Annotated in this window: 14 protein-coding genes; 3 read left to right on the forward strand and 11 right to left on the reverse strand. The window is 49.6% G+C overall.

What is annotated here, in order from left to right; translation table 11 throughout:
- The first annotated feature begins 9 nt into the window (after nucleotides 1-9).
- Nucleotides 10-819: a TerC family protein gene (locus Pr1d_RS02100; protein WP_148071974.1), complete on the forward strand. Its 810-nt coding sequence runs from the start codon at nucleotides 10-12 to the stop codon at nucleotides 817-819.
- 557 nt (nucleotides 820-1,376) lie between these two features.
- Here Pr1d_RS02100 and Pr1d_RS02105 read toward each other — a convergent pair.
- The 4 genes from Pr1d_RS02105 to Pr1d_RS02120 form a co-directional block, all read right to left on the reverse strand.
- Entirely contained in the window at nucleotides 1,377-1,574 is a 198-nt protein-coding gene (locus Pr1d_RS02105; RefSeq protein ID WP_148071975.1) for a hypothetical protein, read from the reverse strand.
- 102 nt (nucleotides 1,575-1,676) lie between these two features.
- Nucleotides 1,677-2,009, reverse strand: a complete 333-nt coding sequence (locus Pr1d_RS02110; RefSeq protein ID WP_148071976.1) for a DUF433 domain-containing protein — start codon at nucleotides 2,007-2,009, stop codon at nucleotides 1,677-1,679.
- A 795-nt stretch (nucleotides 2,010-2,804) separates the two neighbouring features.
- Nucleotides 2,805-4,367 (reverse strand): CehA/McbA family metallohydrolase, encoded by a 1,563-nt coding sequence (locus Pr1d_RS02115; protein ID WP_148071977.1) that lies wholly within the window; start codon nucleotides 4,365-4,367, stop codon nucleotides 2,805-2,807.
- Between the two features lie 25 nt (nucleotides 4,368-4,392).
- Nucleotides 4,393-5,253: a hypothetical protein gene (locus tag Pr1d_RS02120; RefSeq protein ID WP_148071978.1), complete on the reverse strand. Its 861-nt coding sequence runs from the start codon at nucleotides 5,251-5,253 to the stop codon at nucleotides 4,393-4,395.
- Nucleotides 5,254-5,739: 486 nt separating this feature from the next.
- On the opposite strand from Pr1d_RS02120, the gene Pr1d_RS02125 reads away from it, so the two are divergent.
- On the forward strand, nucleotides 5,740-6,795 hold the full coding sequence (locus Pr1d_RS02125; protein WP_148071979.1) for a 3-keto-disaccharide hydrolase: 1,056 nt from the start codon (nucleotides 5,740-5,742) through the stop codon (nucleotides 6,793-6,795).
- 8 nt (nucleotides 6,796-6,803) lie between these two features.
- Here the strand turns inward: Pr1d_RS02125 and Pr1d_RS02130 are convergent, their stop codons facing one another.
- The 4 genes from Pr1d_RS02130 to Pr1d_RS02145 form a co-directional block, all read right to left on the reverse strand.
- The gene (locus tag Pr1d_RS02130) at nucleotides 6,804-8,111 is read right to left on the reverse strand and encodes an FG-GAP repeat domain-containing protein (protein WP_148071980.1); all 1,308 of its coding nucleotides are present in this window, start codon (nucleotides 8,109-8,111) and stop codon (nucleotides 6,804-6,806) included.
- The gene (locus tag Pr1d_RS02135) at nucleotides 8,105-9,070 is read right to left on the reverse strand and encodes an aldolase/citrate lyase family protein (RefSeq protein WP_210417858.1); all 966 of its coding nucleotides are present in this window, start codon (nucleotides 9,068-9,070) and stop codon (nucleotides 8,105-8,107) included. Before Pr1d_RS02135 ends, Pr1d_RS02130 begins: the two co-directional genes overlap by 7 nt.
- A 37-nt stretch (nucleotides 9,071-9,107) precedes the next feature.
- Nucleotides 9,108-10,754: a right-handed parallel beta-helix repeat-containing protein gene (locus tag Pr1d_RS02140; RefSeq protein WP_168205008.1), complete on the reverse strand. Its 1,647-nt coding sequence runs from the start codon at nucleotides 10,752-10,754 to the stop codon at nucleotides 9,108-9,110.
- Nucleotides 10,755-10,857: 103 nt separating this feature from the next.
- A complete protein-coding gene (locus Pr1d_RS02145; RefSeq protein WP_168205009.1) occupies nucleotides 10,858-13,311 on the reverse strand; it encodes a LamG domain-containing protein in 2,454 nt (817 codons plus the stop codon).
- A gap of 402 nt (nucleotides 13,312-13,713) precedes the next feature.
- On the opposite strand from Pr1d_RS02145, the gene Pr1d_RS02150 reads away from it, so the two are divergent.
- Entirely contained in the window at nucleotides 13,714-14,496 is a 783-nt protein-coding gene (locus Pr1d_RS02150) for a helix-turn-helix transcriptional regulator (RefSeq protein ID WP_168205010.1), read from the forward strand.
- Here Pr1d_RS02150 and Pr1d_RS02155 read toward each other — a convergent pair.
- From Pr1d_RS02155 to Pr1d_RS02165, 3 genes are read right to left on the reverse strand one after another with little or no spacing between them, the layout of a single operon-like run.
- Entirely contained in the window at nucleotides 14,493-15,215 is a 723-nt protein-coding gene (locus tag Pr1d_RS02155; RefSeq protein WP_148071984.1) for a 3-keto-disaccharide hydrolase, read from the reverse strand. The two genes, Pr1d_RS02150 and Pr1d_RS02155, sit on opposite strands and share 4 nt — an antisense overlap.
- Before the next feature lie 32 nt (nucleotides 15,216-15,247).
- Nucleotides 15,248-16,567 (reverse strand): GntP family permease, encoded by a 1,320-nt coding sequence (locus tag Pr1d_RS02160; RefSeq protein ID WP_148071985.1) that lies wholly within the window; start codon nucleotides 16,565-16,567, stop codon nucleotides 15,248-15,250.
- Nucleotides 16,568-16,619: 52 nt separating this feature from the next.
- Nucleotides 16,620-17,927 carry a leucine-rich repeat domain-containing protein gene (locus Pr1d_RS02165; RefSeq protein ID WP_148071986.1) on the reverse strand — a complete coding sequence of 436 codons (1,308 nt, stop codon included), beginning with the start codon at nucleotides 17,925-17,927 and terminating at the stop codon, nucleotides 16,620-16,622.
- Between the last annotated feature and the right edge of the window lie 30 nt (nucleotides 17,928-17,957).

Below are 17,957 nucleotides of genomic sequence, written 5' to 3' on the forward strand. Positions count from 1 at the left end.
ACGGAATCCATGGAAGAACTCTTTACGACTCACTCGATGTTGTCCCTGGCGACCCTGACGATCCTGGAGATCGTGCTGGGAATCGACAATATTGTGTTTCTGGCAATCCTCACCGGGAAGCTCCCCGAGAAAAAACAACCGCGGGCACGCACTATCGGGCTGATGCTGGCTGCGTTGGGAAGAATCGCCCTGCTGTTTGCCATTTCGTGGATCATCACCCTCGACAAGACGGTACTGTTTGAACTGCCGTTCAACCTCAATACGGGAAACAACCTCCACGGCGGCGAGGCAGGAGCTGTCGCCTCAACGACTCCGATCACCATGAAAAGCCTCGTACTACTATTAGGAGGCTTGTTCCTCGTTGGAAAAGCCACCTGGGAAATCGGTCACCAACTGGACCCCCACGATGAGAGCTCTGGTCCCCGAGCTGCCACAAGCTTCACTGCGGTATTGATCCAGATACTCCTGATTGACCTCGTTTTTTCCCTCGACTCGGTACTGACTGCCGTCGGGATGGTTCGTCCAGAAGATTACTCAGAACATTGGGTCCCCATGTCGATCATGGTCACTGCGGTACTTGTCTCCATCGCAGTCATGCTGGCCTTCAGCGGACCCGTCTCAGATTTCGTTAACCAACACCCCAGCGTGAAAATGCTCGCGTTGGCATTCTTAATATTGATTGGAGTCGTACTGATCGCTGAAGCACTAAGTACCCACATTCCGCGTGGCTACATTTATTCCTCGATGGCATTCTCGCTCTTTGTGGAAATGCTCAACCTGCGCGCCTCGAGAGCCAAGGTACGAAGCTCGGGTGCGTAATGCGAGCGGCCCGCTCGCTGGCAGTCCAATCACGGCCAGCCCAGGTTTCACACTGCTCATGAGCGACTGCCACAGTGCTTCTCAGCCAGAAGCCTACGGCAAAAAAACAACCAGCCTCGCGGCTGGTTGTTGTGTAGTTTCAAATTGTCGCTAGCAGCCAGAACCCGAAGCTTAAATCTAAGCCTGGGCCTTCTTCTGCATCTTCTTGCGGTAGTAGTTCACACCCAGCACGCTGCAAACCATGCCGCCGAACAGGAAGGCCGAGGGTTCTACTCTACTCAAACTGAAAAGGAGAACCACGGATTACACGAATTTCACGGATATGTTGAGACAAAACCGTGCATTCGGGCATCGAGTAGGTTTGCGCAGATGTTGGGTGTGACTTTGAACAATCGAAGGAGTTTTTTCCTGTTTTTCGTGGGACTTGCTCTATCCGAGAAATCCGCGCAATCCGTGGTTGCCGTAGTCTTGCTTTTCAGTTTGAGTACTCTACATGCGGCTTCCTAGTCCCGTGTCACCATATCCCAGCCCCTGATTTATCTCTAACCTCTCGCCACTCAGCTGCTAGCGCCTACTCGAGACTCGTAGACGACGATTTCCTCTTCCAATTGATTAATCGTGCGCATCAAGGATTGGAGCGTAAGTTTGTCAAGCGGTTTCTCGGTCGCTTCTCGACGAACTTCTTCATGCCGTGTGCGCAGTTTGGCTAGCTTTTCGCGAGCCACCTTCAGTTCGCATTCACTCACAATATTCATCGTGTCACCTCAATCCATCCTTTCTGACGGGGCGCGCTGGAGAGTAGCACGCCTCTCTGAGTCGTCTTGGAGGCAAATACGACTCAGAGAGGCGTGCTACAATCAGCAATCACTCAATCGCTTGGCAATCAGACGGGCACGCACTCGTGTGGGATCGAATTGGGATTCGATCTCACTACGGGTCTGAGCCTGCTCAGTAGCTGCAGTGTCCAGATAAGTTTCCACTTCCACGCGATGATGCAAATAGTAGTTGATCACGGCATGAATGGTCTCAAGTGACAGGACGTCGAAGTCTTGGGCGATTTGCTCCGGCGTAGAACCGGCGCAGAAGGCCCGTACCACGCGTTCCAACGGAATACGAGTCCCAGTAATGCGAACCACGCCATCTGCAGATTCTGCTATTGGCGGCAAATCAGCTTGGATAGGAAAATGCATGGGGGGAAGAAGCTGTTAGCTTTTAGCCATTCGTTGTTAGGTGAGGGATTTTACGTGAGCGGACTGGTGTTAGCCACCGGTCTTTCTCCTTTCGGCGGCTAGCGCCGTCCCGCTCACTGAATTTAGCTCTCGAACTTTTTCTGAATAGCGGCTAGAAGCTACCGCCTCGCAACTACTCCATTATACTCCACCCGCAGTAAAGGGCTATGTGGGAATTAGGAGCTGGGGATTAGGAGTTGTAGGAAATTAGCCGCGGACAAACGCGGATTTAGCGGATGAAGCGCGGATCATTGCAAGACCATACGTTCCTATAGAATCTGCGAAGATCTGCCTAATCAGCGTCCATCCGCGTGCTATTTCTTCCGTTACCATTCATCATTGGACCTTCGAAATTATTCTTTCTCCGTGTCCTCCGCGCCCTCTGTGGTTCATTCTTTCCACGAGGAGCGCTGACGGTAACCGGGGGTGTCGCTACGCTCAACCCCCGGCTAATCGCTCAAATCACACCGTGATATCCTCAGTCTCTTTTCACTTACTAACAGCTAATCGCAAATTGCTAACGGCTCGTCTCTGACTAGCGCCTAGCAACTAGCGCCTTTCTTCCAGTTTTAGAGTCGGTACACGCTATGGCGATTATCGTATGCAAAGCAGTCAAGGCGTGTGGAATAGCGGTGAGACGGTCGTCGATCTGCGATCGACGGATCGATTAGGCTATTGAACTTTTCTGCATACTCTTGTCATGTTCTTTCATGAAATGCAGAAGTGGCAAAAAAATTCAGTGCAGGATACGATCATCTATTTGCCCAAGATACTCCTTGCCTTTTCCAGTGAAAGCTCGATCTCTTCGAGGACTTCTGCGGAGGAGTTTTCGCGTGAGAAACGAGCAAAAGCTGCTAGCATTGCATTTGCTTCGTCAACTGACTGTTGAACACGAGCTCCGTGCCCATCGACTTGAATATAGATAGGGCTTGTATGAGCGAACCTGAGGCGAGTCGGCATTCTGGGCATTTCATCTGTTCCCCACTTATAAGTCGCCAATTCAGAATCACTCAGCAAATCATCTTCAACGGTACATTTTGCTGCCAACCAAGCACCTTCTTCTATTTTGATCGGGACTCGAAACTTTTTTTCAGACAACTCCGTTTCATTGGCAGTATGAACCACTCGCCCATTGACAATCACCTCAATTTCGCTCACGGGCTGTGAAGAGTGAACAACAACTTCCGTGTCGACTATCCCACCTTTACTCCCGAAATCGATGGTATCGCCAGGATGGTATTGCTCGTCGATGCAAAGTAGCAGCATGGGACCGTTGGTTGCAAAATTTCGCCCTTCTCTCCACCGCTGTATGAAACTCTGGAGAGAGTCCTTGCCTGCCGTACGAACATAGACTCGATTATAACCGACTGGAGTGTTTTTGGCTCCGGTGGCGGAACCAGCTCCGGCGGCAAGATGCAGGCCGCAGTTCAATAAACGATAGTACGTTTCGCAATTCATTCGAAGCATATCGTGGGCATTGTCAGCGTACGTAGGAAAACCGGACACATCCAAAAGATTGGAATACTTTGATCGAGGTTGGTAAGCATGTCTAAGAAAGTTGTTGTTACATACATTTACTACATCAACAACGCCCAGCAGTGCATCGAATAGTACTTCACGTGACCAACCGCCCTGGTAACAGACGAGTGAGCCTGCTTTGTGGGACTTTTGAATGAGCGATAGATTTGGAATAGCAGAATCATTTTCAACAATAAGTGGAGTAGGTTGGCCAATCACATATACTGCGCCCCAATCGTGTTCGATCTCATAGTCAAAAACTGTCGTGGGGACTTTTACCCCAGCGAATTCCAGATTGCGGATGTATCCTCCGACCGTTGGAGTGTCAAATAGCTTCGCATTCCACCATTGCAAGGACGTACCAAAGTCGAGTCCCTCGGCGACAAGTTGTGGAGCGAGCTCGTCGAGTGGCACATGGAGATGGTTCTCGCCGCACAAGTAACCTTGTTCACGCATGTTGATCCAACGCTTAGGCTGAACGGTGTGCCGGTTCGTTTGCCCGTGTTCGCAGGTGACTAGTTGCTTGACAGGTTGGTATTCGAGTCCATGTTCGACTCGAACCTCAACCTTACCACTTGGGAATTCGAGCTCTGAACTCCCAGATGTGACAAACCACTTGTCATTTCCCACAGGAATGACTCGGCTCCCGGATGGACAATGGTCTCTGCCAGTTTGGTCGCGTACTCGAATTCGAGCCGGGAGTGGTTCTCCCAATTCATTGACTACTTTCAGTACAAACTTTTCTGCGTGAGCTATGGCCGTAAGACTAAGGACAACTATTATGGACCTTAAATAGTTCATTGGAACTCTCGCCAATACCGACAGATTATTCAGAAGTTTCCCGCACGATACGCTTTGTCGCTCTCCAGGCTTGTTGCAGATCTCCATTACAGAGCAAGACGTATCCATAGCAAGTCCGGGACTCACCTGGCGCAAGGCGGCCGAAATAGGGATTCGCATGGATGCACGAATATGTACGCCTCCGATTTGCTTGAAGATGATGTGAGGGATTCCAAGTAGTGGTCAGTACCGTAGTACCATCTCGACTTACTACTGCCATGATCCCATCATCACTCAATCTCTCGGTAAATCCCCATTTCTCGCGATGGTCGTTGGATCGTTTGAGCATACTTTGACCTTTGACCAAGGTCATTTGAAAGAGATCACGACCGCCGTCCGTTTCACGACCCGCATAGGTGAGAAACTCGCCGTCACTACGATAAAAGGTGCCAGTCCATTGGGGGTCCTGAAAGACACCACTCGCATTCAAGAGCAAACAAACTGGCGCAACAACATTCGACCAGCTAGATGCCGATCGATTGCCAAGTTTCATTGTAGCCATCCAACCGAGCTCAATTCGCTCGATCGCTACTGTCACAGACAATTGGCCGTCGGGAGTGACACGATCGTAATTCCAGTTGCCATCCGTTTTCTTCCAGTCGGCTGGTCCCTGTGTGGCCACTTGCACATCGGTGTGCCCCAGGAGTAATAGCTCCGGCAGCCACCATTGAGCAAGGCCTAAATGGTCTTCGAATTGCAGGTCGATGACTGGTTGTCTAACAACGGCTTGTCCGGGAAGAATTGTTTCTCCAGAAAATGCTGCTGGAATCCGCGGCCACTGTCCGAAGCAGGACAAGGCCAAGCCCGTAAGCTTCAATTGCTCCCGGCGGTTCAGAGGGGAATTCATAAAAGTTCGTCTGATGGAGTGGCCAATTATTGGAACGAAAAGACTGACTTGCAAAAGACGCGAAAGGCTGCGAAGAATACTAGATACATGCTGCACCACTGATGACATTATTCTAAGACAGGATTTGATTCCGCACTAACCAACCTAAATCTTTCTCGCTTTTTTAGAAAACTCTCTTTGCAGTTTCAGTCGCCTTTATTGGCGATTTCAGCAAGATAGGTCCGCTCGTTCGTAGAGACGTAACAATGGTATCGTCTGCTAATGACACTAGACGGAGTTTTTGGTCGCGACAAGACTCTTTTTGCAATCTATATCTTTATAAGATCGATTCTCGTTTACTGAAACCCATCTAAGCCGCGAGAAAATAGTCGGTTAGGTCAGCAGGCAACAATCTAGGTAGTCTTTGCACCAATTCAGCAATCAGCCTATACGTATTGCTAATACAAAACTTTCGCTCCGTTCCTTCGCAAATTGGAGAACTTTAAGATGCCAAAATGGTGTGCATTCTGTTTTTGCACTTTTGAGTTGATTGCAACGAGTTTACTTGACGCCGATGACCGTTATCCTACGTTCACAAACATCAAAGAGGCAGGACTGGATTATGCAGTTCAAGGTGAATATGTAGGGCTAGTCGGTGGAGTGCTGCCGGTCGCCGCCCAAGTGATTGCCTTAGGAGATGGGGTATTTGAAGGGGTAACGTTTTACGGTGGACTACCGGGAGCGGGGTGGGACGGGGGCCAGCTCAGCTACTTCAAGGGCAAAACGAAGGATGGTAATACACAATTCGTTGGCAAATATGGCTACAAGTTAGAAGAGAAAAATGACTATTGGCACGCAACCATTGATCATGGTGTGTTGCGTGGCAGCGACCAGTCGCTGCGCAACCAACTGAATGACGTCTCTTTTGTACTCCACAAGGTGCGGCGAGAATCGCCGACAGTGGGAATTCAACCTCCCAAAGGTGCCACGGTGCTCTTTGATGGGACAAATACCGAAGCTTGGGAACGTGCCAAGATTATCGAAGGTGACTTACTGGATCGAGACGCCAAAACACGGCAATCTTTCCAGAATCATCGTATACACCTGGAATTTCGCACACCCTTCATGCCGACCGCGCGCGGCATGCATCGAGGCAATAGCGGTGTTTTCATACGAAACAAATATGAAATCCAGATTGTCGATTCCTTTGGCTGGACCCTCGTCAATCGTCGCTTCGAACGCAATTCATGGGTCGGGCGGTGTGGAGGAATCGAAGAGATCTTACCCCCGGAAATCAATATGTGCTTTCCACCTCTCACTTGGCAGACCTACGATATCGAGTATTTCATGCCTCGCTATGACGACCAAGGAGAACAGATAATGCCTCCGATGATGACTGTAGCACTCAATGGCGTGATCATTCACAACCGTCGGGTACTGCCACCTGAGTCCGAAGTTCGAGACGATCGCGATCCAGGACCTCTTTATCTCCAAGATCATCACGACCAAGTTGTGTTTCGCAATATCTGGATCGTAGAATCAGGGAGTGATTTGTCGCATTAGGACCAACTCTACTTACAAACAATCCTGCGAAAAATCTGCAAGCAATGACATGGAAAGTATCTCTTTTGAGGTGACTTGTAAGGATTCTCATACCACAAAACACCCAGTCCATGTCCACCTTGACGTTCTTCGCAAGTCAAAAGGTCGAGATCGCCATCGAGATCCAGATCCAACAGTTCCAGGCGATCGTATTTGTCTCCCGCGTCAGTGCCGCTGATGGCGTGCGTCCGCCAACGGTCTTCAAGCGGTGAGCCTTCACATTCGAGCCAAACGACGGCATGTTTGCCTGAGCAATCAGCGGTGGTAAGTGCAATGTCCAGGCGGCCATCGCTATTCAGATCGCCGCAGGCCACCGCCCGACTGTGTCCTACGTCGCCTCGAATATGGATCTCGCGAGGTTCCCAGCGATCTCCCGTGCCATCCAATCGCCGTAGATAGAGAATTCGAGACGCAACCTCTGCTGAAACAACATCCTCCAGCCCATCCTGATCTAAATCGACCAAACACATGCTCAATATTTCCCTGTCACGGCCTCCGATAAAATGGTTCTGCCACGGTTGTCCCTGAGCAGGACCTGGACCCGGATTCTCCAGCCAACGACAACCGCGCATTTCACCATAACGATCAGAGATCACTAGGTCCGAGTAACCATCGCCGTTCATATCTCGCTGCCAGAGCGACATCAGCCAGCCCACTGGAGAAATCGTATGCCACTGAAATTTGGTTAAATTGCGCGCTGTCGAAGGCGACTCAAACCAACCGACCTCGGCGTTATTGTTCTTGCCGCCCGCGACGAGGTCGACACCGTGTTTTCCATCAACTTGCATTCCCCAAGCGAACATCCATTGCATTTGATTCTCGGAGGCCGGGATCACTGCTTGCTGCCACTTTTGAGGATCTATCCGCTGGCGGAGGTCTTGGGGCGCCCAATGCACAAAGATAGATCGCTCTGTTCCTTCACAACAACTGACAACATCCAGCGCACCGTCTCCATCCAAATCCACCGAGATCGCGTCTTCCACATTCAGTGTGTGACCCACAGTCACAGCCGGCCATGGTTTATGCACATTTACCTTACCAGGATGGAAACAAACTCGCGTAATTCCACCTTCTTCCCAGCCAGTGACGATATCTGGGAGTTTATCACCGTTTATGTCTCCAAGCTTGACACCGTCTGCACCATCGGAAGAGTTGTCTATGATATGGGCTGGCCAAAGAGGACCTTCCACTTCGTCCGAGAATACGTTGATGCCTGAGCATAACATCCAGAGCGACAATACTGACACAAACATAAACCAAGAATATCGGTTTACCACGGCATTATTCGTTGAGTATGTTTTCGGCCTGCTTCGGCAGAATCTTCGCGTCGACCTGCCCCAATCATCACACCTGCATCAATCTTAGAGGCAACATTATCCGGAAGCACATTGTCTAGAAAGTAAAGCCCATTCTTCTTACAAGCCCTCAAAACTCGCTTGCCCGCCGCGTCGACTTCGGGTGGCACGGGAGGATCAGCACGACCCTCCAGATAACCAAATGACAAACCTAGATCACGCGGTCCGTGTTCCGCGAATGCGAGTCCTGGTACCGCAACAGTTGCTTCGCAGTTTGCAAGCGCTTCTTGATCTTCGAGCTTGGCTCCGAGCATAATTTCCCCGTCGGGATTGAGCGGCCAAACGTCGGCCCTCTTCAGATATTCTTCCGGAGTGATACCCCAAATTGACGCCGCAAACTTCTGACTTCCCCAGCCACGGAGTCCCTCATCAAGTACATCTCTACCTTGATGGTGATGGGGATAGCGAGCCGCTTGGACAAATCTCTTGACCGCCTCGGGATCACGCGCCCTCGCCAGATGCACCCCATGGACTCCCTGGGCCAGTGCTTGCTGAACCATCCAGCCATTCACTTTGACCGCTTCCTCATCGAGCCCCAACATTGGCAGCGAAACTATTACAGTTGGAGTTCGATGTCCGCTGGGAGTCGGGCCCCCTTCGACAAGCCCGCGCATGAATTCTCGCAGCAAGGCGAAATCGAGAGGCTGATGCTCCATATTGTAGATAATATAGTCGGCCCAAGTTTGCGCGGCCTCTTTCCCTTCGTCGAAGCCGCCATAGATATCATCGTAATAGATTGGCTGCTCTTGCTCGAGAAGCTCAATACATTTGTTTACTCTTTGGGGTTGATAAGCGACATCCGCGTCCTCTGCGGTAAGTCGCTGGCTGGCCATCAGCAGCAAACCACAGGAGAGCAAACGAGAGAATAAGTTGAAAGTCATAATTCACTCCGTAGGTTAAAATGGCTGGCATTTTTTATCACGGGACGAACTCATCGGCCCCTATGTCTGCACTTAGTCCGAGCGGGCGCAGGTCGCCGTCAATGTCGGTTTGCGGGGCGTGTTGATCGGAGCCACGATCGATACAGGGAGATTGTGGTCGAAGTCGATAAGTCGGCAACAGATTCACTTGGTCAAGGTAGGACAAGTCGCCCCAGAGAACAAGTTGGTTTGCATCGTTAGATTTTACAATCGTCCAGCGCTTGTCCGATTCGACAATTCGTCCTGACAATTCATTCTTGTCCCAGTTGGACTCAGCGATTTCCAAAGTAGTCACATGCCGATCGGAATCGAAATTCGCCTTGGTAACGACCAACTGTTTCTGTTCCTGGTCCAACTTCGGCTTCGCATCGAAGTTTCCCTGACCTGGATATCCGTCACGGACATTGGACGACGTAATGGGCGTTTCCCAATCATAAACCAACTTTCCCCACATGATATTGTTCACTATCAAACGCGGGGCAAGCTGGGATGTGAATTCGATGAGAATCATATCCTCCAGGAATGTGTTGTTGGTGAGATCAACCTCGCTGGCTTGAATGTAGAGTTGATCTTTCTCCGCCAAAATATTGTTGACAAGTTCGGCACGCGATTGCATCGTCATGCGGATGCCCCCCGAGTTGCGTTTCGGGTTGGAATTGCCGCAAAGCAGATTGTTCTTGACTAGCACGAAATAATCCTTCGCATTGGGGAGTGGATCGAATTCTCTGTCATAGCGATGCTCCTGTCCGCCGATAAACAAGGCACCGCCGTCGTCGGCTGATTTATTGCCGACAAATCTGTTCCCGACGATCGCAGGAGAACTCCACAAGGCAACAAAGAGGGCACCACCGTCGTTCACGGCCAAGGCTTGATTCTCAATGAAGAGGTTCTGCTCAATTCGTGGCTTGGACCAGTCAAAAACAGAAACGGCCCCCCCATCGCTACTTCGATGTCCATCCGCGGTGCCCGTTTCGTTATGCAAAAAAACATTCTCACGAATCACTCCTTCACAATTCGAATAAAGCGCAATGGCGGCACCGCGACCGATTTCAGTGCGATTCTCTACGAATAGATTGTTCGCTATCGTGGGGGCAGCACCTTGGCATGCACAAATTGCTCCTCCATCGTGTGCTTTTTCGTGAAGCTTGCCTGGCGCCCAATCCTCAGGGGCTAATGTCTGGTTGTTTTGAAAACGGTTGTTGGTAACGGTGGGAGAGGTTCCCTTGCAATACAAAGCGGCACCATCACCACGCACCCTGGCATCTCGAATCACGAAGCCATCGAGTCTGGTGTAATTAGCGCCTAGAATTATCCGCCTACTATTTTCACCGGAGAGAATCGACGGGTAGCGAGATATGTCACGATCCCAACTGATTGGATCGAATCCTCCATACAATTCAACATGCTCCCGCATCTGGATTTCTCTTCCAGAATAGAACCCTTCTGCAACAAGAATCGCGGAGCGACTTTCAGCGGAAGATTTCGGCGTATCCGTCAAGGCTTTCTGCAAGGTTTTCCAAGGGTTCGACTTGGTTCCGACTCCTTTCGAGTCAGATCCTGTGGCTTGTGATACGTAACGAAAGCGAGAGAACTCCTCGCTTGCCACAGCAGTGTTTTGAGGACCGGGAGTTTTATCATCAGCCATCACACCAAGCTCTGCTCCACTAAGGGAGCAAAGCATTCCGACACACGCAAGCCCACGCCTAGTTTGCTTCATCAGAGAAACCACTGTGCAGAGGTTAAAGTTTTCAGCGATCCACAAATTGCAGAGCATAAAGTTTACTCCCTCGCATGCGGATTTCTAGTTGTATCGTCTTGCCTTGAAATCCTGAAAGGTCACTTCCCTGTTCAATCCAGGCAATCTCCGTGTCGATAAAGTCTCCGTTTACATAAACACATTCGTCAACAGAAAACCCTGAAATAGGAGCACCTTGCTCATCAAGGAGACCAATCTGCGCGTAACCAGTGGCATCTGTATCGATATTGAGTGTCAATCGATTTCCTTCGAACGTCAATGGTCTTGTAATAACCACCGCTTCATCATCATAAGGACTATCGAGCGATACGAAACCATCCAATCTCTGCACGAGTCTATACACACCGCGTCCCGTGGGATCATGTCGGTAAGCCGAGTGGTATTGGGTTTCCCCAAAATAGTATTGCCAAATTTCATCTCCGCGGCGCACCATCCCGTGAGCAATGTAAGCATTGACCACATCACGACCGGCGTGTTCGCCGATTCCCACGTAGGCAGGTCGCGGAAAACGCTCCCAATCTTTCCCATTGCGACTCACCGCAAGTTGTGTTTCTACACTACCCGACCCTCGGCCACGCAGCGGATCGGCTAGCGCATGCCGTGCAGTAGGACCATCAGGCCAGTAGTGAAAATATACGATTGGAAATGCCAGATAGGTGTCCGGTGCCCAAGGGTATTTCTGGGCTTTGGTGACATAGATATCGGTGCCTGGTGGATCAACTGAGATCGGTCGAAATGCATGGGGAAACTCTAGCCCAAATCCACCGGGAGTTAGCGGCCCATTGTCCAAATACCAGGGAAGAGGATCGCGAATTGCTTCCGCAGCCTGCCGCTGCCAATAGTCGCTCTGAGAGAGAGGGGTGAATTCCACCGGTTTCGCCAAATCACGATGTTCGGTAACAACGGAACTGCGTTCTGTATCCCCTGCTGGAGTTTCGTGAATTCCGGATCGGTGATAGGAAACGTAGCATTGACGTTGATCGTCGTAGAATGTGCAAGATTGAGTCCCCGAGCGAAATGGCAAAGTCGCGGTCTTGTTTCGCTTCCAATCGTAGCCATCGGGAGAAGTATACAGATATACCCCGCGCCGATGGTAATCGCTCAAGTATTTCCAGCGTTCTTCATCTGGCCCATTGGCATCAATGAATGGGTTTCCCAAGCCACCAACCATTTCAGGAATGACAATTTTCGATAATGCTTCGGAATCGCCTGGAGCAGTAAAATGTATCCCATCCTGAGAGACACGCACTGCAAGTTGATCGTTCTCTAAGCTATTGTAGATCCGAATCAACCCTTCGGTATCTGCTACCACAGTAAGATGCTTACGAAAGGCTCCTCGTATATCGCCGATAACCAACTCTGCACGCTGAGGTGGATTGACGACGAAGTCCGCGCCGTCAATTTTCAAGAGCAAGGCATCATCGATAAACAGATGCTTTCGATTCCCCAGATGCACTGGTTCCAGTGTTGCCCTCGTATTGTCGAACAAGAGACGTGGGCCCGATTGGAGGATTACCCCTGGTCGATCCAAGGCAAAGCTGTCTGGGGGCTGAAACGAGTCTTGATAGATCTCGCCGACTGAGAAACGTAGTTCATCGATGGCTCCTGGAAGCGGATGACGCCAATCTTTGTTCCTACCCAGAGAGAAATACGAAGGCGTCTTTGAGGGTAGGCTCTTGAACTCGTGCTTATCTGGCAGTGGTTGCAACTGGCCGTCAACATAGTGTCGTAGTTGATCTTCTTTGGCAGAGAACACAAACGTGCAGTGGTGCCAGGTTTTATCTCTTCCATTCCATACCGTTTTGTCTGAGGCAATGGAGAGTTCCGTTCCACTAGGTCCATTGCGAAACACAAAACATTGGTACTTCGGACAGAACGAAAGGCTAGTCGTACCTTGATTCTCGGCATTGGGGATCAAACCAAGTTCAAATACAACTCCCTCATCAGATGAAGCATCTTCCAAGCGAAACCAAAACTCGACCGTCCAGTCAAAGTCACCCAGATTGAGTCGAGAATCAACTGGACTTACAAAGCCTACTTCTTTCCGTAGATGTTTCTCGCCATCGGTCATCAAAGCCGCAAATCGGCTGTTGTGCCAATACATCTTGCCATTGTCGCTAAAAAAAACCTGCCAGGGGCGTCTTAGGCCATAATGGTTCGAGCCTGAAGGGAAGCCGATGGCTGGCTGGTTTGTGATGGATAGGGCATTGCCAGAAACTCCAGCAACGAGCTGACCTCCTGACCCAAGGACCAGGGGATAATCATTCTCAGACGAAGAATCGAGGACACTACTTGGGTATGTACCAAGAGGCTCGTCAAAAAGCCACAAGGCGGTAGTATCAGCCATTGCTGAGACGGATGGAGGCGCCACCAGATAAAAAAGTACGGAGTACTTCAAGGTATACGCAACCACGGCTTTAAGCCTGGTCAATGTGTAAATGTGCATAGATACATGACTACCTTTCAGGAACCTCTGCTCCAACAAGCCAGCTCTTGAGTTTAACCAAACACTGCGAATCAAGGCTGGCTTTTTCGGAAACTTACTCTTCGTCCAAACTGACAACATTCAAGCCGTGCTACCATTGGTACGTAAATCATGGTAGAATTCTCACCATGAGCATACAAAGGTTTCCCAGTTTGCTTATTCACTTATCCGGAATCTCGTTGGTGCGCTCTGAGCGTTCTTCCCGTGTTCATCGGAACAGATTGAACCGAAAATAATAGAGTTAGAATGAATCTCGAACATTCAGGGCGTGAACCGGTTATGCGGCGCAGTAGTCCCGCATATCCATCTCTTCCACAAAGTGGCATTCTAGTTTTTGAAAGTCATCATTCAACGACATTTTCCATGGAGTTAAAGCGATTTCCTTTTCACAAGATTTGCTGGATCCCGGTTGGTCGAGGTTCCCTCGAATTTGGGTCGTCGCGATTGCCACTCGGGAAAGATGAATTGCTGCTAATCCCTGCTGAGGATGAGCATCGATTTGTTGACAATCATACTGCTCCCATGACTCTGGTCTTCGCATTTTTCTCTGCAAACGTCGTCAAGGAAAACAAGGCGCTGCAGATACTACTCCCCGAACTAAAGTCTCGCTTTGACTTGCCTTATCCCATTGTGGAGCTGCACAGTTACCGTCGCGGCGCAGTACGCGACATTTTCAAGCGTATGCTACTTGAACAAGCACGTGGTGGTCCTGAGTCTGAAGCGATCTTGCACGCAGGGCTAATTGATTTATTGGTGCACCTCTTGCGAGGCGACCTTCTAGACAAAACGGCTAGCATCTCTCGCGAACAAGCAATCGATGGGACACTCGACTACATCGAGCATTTTTTCCACACGACAATCTCTGTAAAAGACTTGGCAGAGATGTGCGGGATTTCGAGCCGTCGCTATTCAGATTTGTTCAAGCAACGCACCGGAAGGACCGTCGTACAATACCTGAGCGAACGCCGCATCAACTACGCGCAAGAACGACTGCGTCAAACTGGCCAAATCATGTATGCTGCCGTTTCGGCGGGATTCAGTGACATTACACATTTCTATCGCGTCTTCAAACGAATGACGAACATGACACCGGGCGAGTATCTCGAACAAGTGAGTTCTACTGAGCGCGAAGAAAAGGCGAATTAGCGCGACACGTCTTGCGGCTTTTTTGTATCAGACAAGAACTCCACTAATTCGAACTTTCGATACCAAACTTCGCTCCCATGGTCGGTAAGCATGATTTTGCCTTTCAGATTGTGTCCAAACTCCGGCAAGTCTGCGAATTTGCTGAATGAGACTCGTTTTTTCCAATCCTCGCTACCCACAGTAGCTGACACAATGAGTCGTCCATTAAGCCAATGTTGGATCTGATTGTCTTTGACCACAATTCGGCTCTTATTAAATTCACCGACTGGTAACAATTGCTTCTCGCTGTTCGGTTCGTAGAGGTCGTACAGCGAACCTGCACTGGTGCGCGGAGTTAGAAGCTTAGGATAATTCAAGTCGTCGCAGATTTGATACTCGAAGCCGCGAGTATCCCCATCAAAATCTCGTACACGATACTTCAAGCCACTATTTCCACCCTTGGCTATTTTCCATTCGAACGATAAATCAAAATTCTCGAATTCACGGACTGTAATTATATTGCCTACCCGTTGACCCTCTCTATGACTTTCATCCGGGTCAAGATGAATCATACCATCAACGACTTCCCATCCAGAAGTGATGGGGGAGCCATGGTTATACGTCCAACCCTCTAGGGTTTGTCCGTTGAAGATGGGGAGTTCGGCAGATTTTGACGACGCCGTCGAAAGAAGAGCAAAACTCACAAGCACCAAAAGTAACACTAGAATAGCTCGTAACATTCGTTTGAATCTCCTTATTCAAGCCACTTTCGCTAAATGAGGACAGCTTTCAAAATCGCTATCGTCACAATTCCTGCGAGCCCCTGGGCCAAAGTGGCGGCCGTATGGCACTTCAGTGCAGTATCAGTATTCATATCTGAGAATTGTGAAACCACCCAAAAATAGCTGTCATTAAAATGAGACACGGTCATCGAACCAGCACCGATCGCTAGAACAACTAGGGCTTTGGCATTCGGCGAAATAAGTCTCATTGGCTCCAACAGTGGCAACATTATTGCCGCGGTGGTAATGATAGCCACAGTCGAAGATCCTTGCGCCGATTTAAGTACGGCCGCAATGAGAAAAGGTAGAGCAATCCCCAAATGCCAATCTGCCATGCCCTGGGCAAAAGCGTCGGCAATGCCCGTGGCTCGCAAAATATTACCCAATGCCCCGCCGGCACCCGTGATAAGAATAATCGAACCGGCATTCTTCAATCCTTCAGATACCCAACGCAATGTAGTTTCTGGAGTATTTCGCCCGTTGAATCCAATCACCAGCAATACTCCGGTGAGAAGAGCAACGACGGGATCGCCAATAAACTGCAAAACATCCCTAATTGACCCCTCGCCAAATGGGTAAGCTGGAGAATCCGCAAGGGATTTCAACGTGATGAGCAAGAGTGGAGCCAGAAGTGGGGTAAAAGATTTAAATGCACTCCCTTCATTCTTGCTCGGATTCTCTTCATGCACATTAAGCGGGACGATGGAATATCTGGAAGCAACCAGAAGTGCCCAAAGTAGACCGGCTCCAGCCGTAGGAATTGATACAATTAGACCTAGTATCAACACACGCCCGATATCCGCGCCCAAAGTTCCCGCGGCGGCCAAAGGACCCGGAGTGGGTGGTACGAAAACATGGGTTGTATACAACCCTGTTGAGAGGGCCACGGCCAAAACAGCTAGAGAAATGCCGGTTCTCCGACTCAAAGCCTTGTTAACTGTCGAGAGGATGACAAAGCCCGAGTCACAGAAAACGGGAATGGAGACGATAAACCCAGTAATGCTCATGGCCAAAGGTGACTTTTTCTCTCCCACCAACTTCATCACACTCGAAGCAATGGTATTCGCTCCTCCCGAATGTTCCAGGAAAGTGCCGATGATAGTTCCGCAAGCTATGACAATGCCGACACTTTTGAGCGTATTGCCAAATCCTTCACTGAGCTTCGAGAGAACAGTTGTGGACTCCAAATCTCCGAGAAACCCCATTAGAATTGCAGCCATGATAAGGGCAAGAAAGGGATGCACCTTCAATTTAGTCGTGGAAAAGACAACCAGAGCGATGACGAGCAACAAATAGAGAAGATTTAGCATGATATCAGTTTCGCCTTGTTATACACCATTTCTAGCCGATTACAGTCAGAGGCTAACGACTGATTTGGCATTTTGGAAGCGCCGTTTGGAGTTGTGCCGCACCTACATCAGTGATTTTTGTGCCACCTAATGAAAGGTGTCGCAGACCAGTTGCCTTACTCAAATAGGGTACCGCCTCGTCGGTTATATTGGTTCCGGAAAGCCCCAGAATTTGCAATGAGGTCAAGTCGCCGACGTGCTTCAACTGAGAATCGCCCAACTGCGTCCAATTCATGTCGAGTGATTTGACATACTTCAAGGAGGATAATTGCTTTCCTTCCAATTGAGTCAGTGGGTTTAATCCAAGTGTTAGATGATGCAGTTCTGTCAATTCGCCGAGATATTCTAACGCGGGCCCTTGGATGTCATTCTCAGAAAGATCAAGATATTCAAGCTCTGAAAGTCCTTGTAGATGTTTTAATCCCTCACCGGTGAGATGATTGTCTGACAAATCGAGTGATTTAAGGTGAATCAAGGGTGCTAAGTATTCTAGGCCGTCATCAGTAAATCTGTTTTCTGAAAGATTGAGACTCCGCAGGTTGGTCATACCTTGTAGTGCTTGCAACCCTGCATCATCAACCCAGTTGTCTCTTAGATCGAGTCTCTTTAGTTTATGTAAGTGGGCAATCTTGTGGAGCCCGACTCCGCTAATTCGATTATTGTGCAAGTCAAGGATTACCAACTCAGGAAATGCTGCCAAGTGCTTCATGTCATCATCCCGGATATCGATATCGCCAGAATGTGTAACATGCCTGACTGTGCGAAAGTAGTCCTCTCCTACTATCTGCCGAAGCCATTTAGGCGTTGGAGACCGAATTTCAGGCAAGTAGTTTCCTGTGGGATCTAGCTGGTAATCAAAGCTGATGTGGAGATTGCGGTCAAGCAGTTCCTGCACCTTGCGCTGAGTCCTCATGCGGTGAGCTACAATTCCTAACCCAATCGCGCACAGAGTGGTCAGAATGAAGATCGTCCTTAGGCTGAAATACAATCGCCGAGGAATTCGGAATTTAATCCAGCTCAGCAAGCTTGACAAAGGCTCACTCCACAACTCTTGAGTCTTCAGTGCGCAAACGAGCCCAACAATACCTCCCAACGCCATTGAAACGATCAATGGCCACGACCGACTTGTCATCAACAAGTGAGGCTGATTGAGATAGGCGCTGTAAATCGTGCCGGCGATTAGTCCACAGAAAATGCCCAGCGAATTACCAATCGCAACGGGACGACTTGTGGAGAGTTGAATGGCAATTGTAAAAAGAGTCGCCAAAATTAGGGCCGCGACACCCAGTCCGGAGAGCATCGAGATTTGGGCACCGACCATTAGAGGCCCTCTTTAAATCATCACGCGAGG

This window comes from Bythopirellula goksoeyrii, from assembly GCF_008065115.1.
GTDB classification, from domain to species: domain Bacteria; phylum Planctomycetota; class Planctomycetia; order Pirellulales; family Lacipirellulaceae; genus Bythopirellula; species Bythopirellula goksoeyrii.

What these genes read in the sequence shown, in the direction of transcription:
- Pr1d_RS02100 (WP_148071974.1), top strand. Translation starts at nt 10, where the DNA reads ATGGAAGAACTCTTTACGACTCACTCGATGTTGTCCCTGGCGACCCTG.
- Pr1d_RS02105 (WP_148071975.1), bottom strand. Translation starts at nt 1,574, where the DNA reads ATGAATATTGTGAGTGAATGCGAACTGAAGGTGGCTCGCGAAAAGCTA.
- Pr1d_RS02110 (WP_148071976.1), bottom strand. Translation starts at nt 2,009, where the DNA reads ATGCATTTTCCTATCCAAGCTGATTTGCCGCCAATAGCAGAATCTGCA.
- Pr1d_RS02115 (WP_148071977.1), bottom strand. Translation starts at nt 4,367, where the DNA reads ATGAACTATTTAAGGTCCATAATAGTTGTCCTTAGTCTTACGGCCATA.
- Pr1d_RS02120 (WP_148071978.1), bottom strand. Translation starts at nt 5,253, where the DNA reads ATGAATTCCCCTCTGAACCGCCGGGAGCAATTGAAGCTTACGGGCTTG.
- Pr1d_RS02125 (WP_148071979.1), top strand. Translation starts at nt 5,740, where the DNA reads ATGCCAAAATGGTGTGCATTCTGTTTTTGCACTTTTGAGTTGATTGCA.
- Pr1d_RS02135 (WP_210417858.1), bottom strand. Translation starts at nt 9,070, where the DNA reads ATGACTTTCAACTTATTCTCTCGTTTGCTCTCCTGTGGTTTGCTGCTG.
- Pr1d_RS02140 (WP_168205008.1), bottom strand. Translation starts at nt 10,754, where the DNA reads ATGGCTGATGATAAAACTCCCGGTCCTCAAAACACTGCTGTGGCAAGC.
- Pr1d_RS02145 (WP_168205009.1), bottom strand. Translation starts at nt 13,311, where the DNA reads ATGCACATTTACACATTGACCAGGCTTAAAGCCGTGGTTGCGTATACC.
- Pr1d_RS02150 (WP_168205010.1), top strand. Translation starts at nt 13,714, where the DNA reads ATGGAGTTAAAGCGATTTCCTTTTCACAAGATTTGCTGGATCCCGGTT.
- Pr1d_RS02155 (WP_148071984.1), bottom strand. Translation starts at nt 15,215, where the DNA reads ATGTTACGAGCTATTCTAGTGTTACTTTTGGTGCTTGTGAGTTTTGCT.
- Pr1d_RS02160 (WP_148071985.1), bottom strand. Translation starts at nt 16,567, where the DNA reads ATGCTAAATCTTCTCTATTTGTTGCTCGTCATCGCTCTGGTTGTCTTT.
- Pr1d_RS02165 (WP_148071986.1), bottom strand. Translation starts at nt 17,927, where the DNA reads ATGGTCGGTGCCCAAATCTCGATGCTCTCCGGACTGGGTGTCGCGGCC.